Here is a 573-nt window from a genome sequence, read left to right as displayed (position 1 = left end):
GCCCAAACAGCCTGGACCCGCGAAAAAGCGCCATGGGCTCGAGCTTCTGGACGTGAGCGTGGGATACGGAAGCACGACGATACTTTCAATCGGATCGCTTTTCTTGAGCCCGGGAACGGCGGCGGGCCTCATTGCTCCCAACGGCTCGGGGAAAACCACCCTTCTTGAAGCGCTGTCGGGCCAATTTCCCACCCGTATCCGCTCGGGAAGCCTGGCGGCAGACGGAATCAGCCAACGTCGATCAGCCGAATTTGCAGAACTCGTCTACCTGAGCTCTTCGGGCAGCGCGGATCTCTATCCCACGCTATCGGCCCTCGAGCACCTTGCTTTCGTTAGGGAGGCGTGGAAATCGGCCACCGACATCGACTCGCTCTGCAGCTCCCTCGGAATCTCCCCATATCTCGACAAGCCGACCCGTAAACTCTCGACAGGAATGAAGCAGCAGGTAAAGCTTGCCATGGCGATATCGACCGATTGCCCGTACCTTATCCTCGATGAACCGCTGAACGGCCTCGATCCGGGAAAGCGGAAAACCTCCTGCGACGCGATGCGCAGCGAGGTGGCGCGGGGACG

At 60.2% G+C, this 573-nt stretch carries 1 protein-coding gene; it reads left to right on the top strand.

The features are described from left to right. Positions 1–573 (top strand): ATP-binding cassette domain-containing protein (locus tag DWV32_RS10090; protein ID WP_117758047.1); only part of this gene is annotated, 573 nt, incomplete at both ends.

The sequence above is a fragment of the Collinsella sp. AF04-24 genome (assembly GCF_003465685.1).
Taxonomy (GTDB): Bacteria; Actinomycetota; Coriobacteriia; order Coriobacteriales; family Coriobacteriaceae; genus Collinsella; species Collinsella aerofaciens_AP.
The sequence above is the reverse complement of the archived record's forward strand: the minus strand, read 5'-3'. Positions and strand labels throughout refer to the sequence as shown.